This is a genomic window from Stenotrophomonas sp. 05L413, from assembly GCF_056397945.1.
On the sequence record NZ_JBFTOL010000020.1, the window covers coordinates 1 to 430 of the forward strand.

Consider the following 430-nt stretch of genomic DNA (forward strand, 5'->3'; position numbering starts at 1 on the left):
CCGCTTGCGCGGGTTTGATCATGGTTTGATCATTTTCTGAGTCATGGTGCCCAGGAGAGGACTCGAACCTCCACGAAGTTGCCCCCGCTAGCACCTGAAGCTAGTGCGTCTACCAATTCCGCCACCTGGGCGACTCAGGAGGAGAATTCTGCGGGAGAACGGTGATGGTGTCAACAGGATCGCGTGGGAAATTTTTCGTCAGTCGTCAGTCGCCGCGTCATCGTCGTGTTGATGCCGCGCACCTCGTGCGTTACGCACTACGCAGGGCAGAGCCGCGCATTGACGAACCGGAGAAACGAAAAAACCCGCTTGCGCGGGTTTGATCATTTTCTGAGTCATGGTGCCCAGGAGAGGACTCGAACCTCCACGAAGTTGCCCCCGCTAGCACCTGAAGCTAGTGCGTCTACCAATTCCGCCACCTGGGCGACTC

The 430-nt window shown here is 57.7% G+C and carries 2 tRNA genes; both read right to left on the reverse strand.

Annotated features, from left to right (window positions below):
• Positions 1-44 precede the first annotated feature (44 nt).
• Positions 45-131 (reverse strand) — tRNA-Leu (locus AC1DIQ_RS18965).
• Between the two features lie 207 nt (positions 132-338).
• Positions 339-425, reverse strand: a tRNA-Leu gene (locus AC1DIQ_RS18970).
• Positions 426-430: the final 5 nt, after the last annotated feature.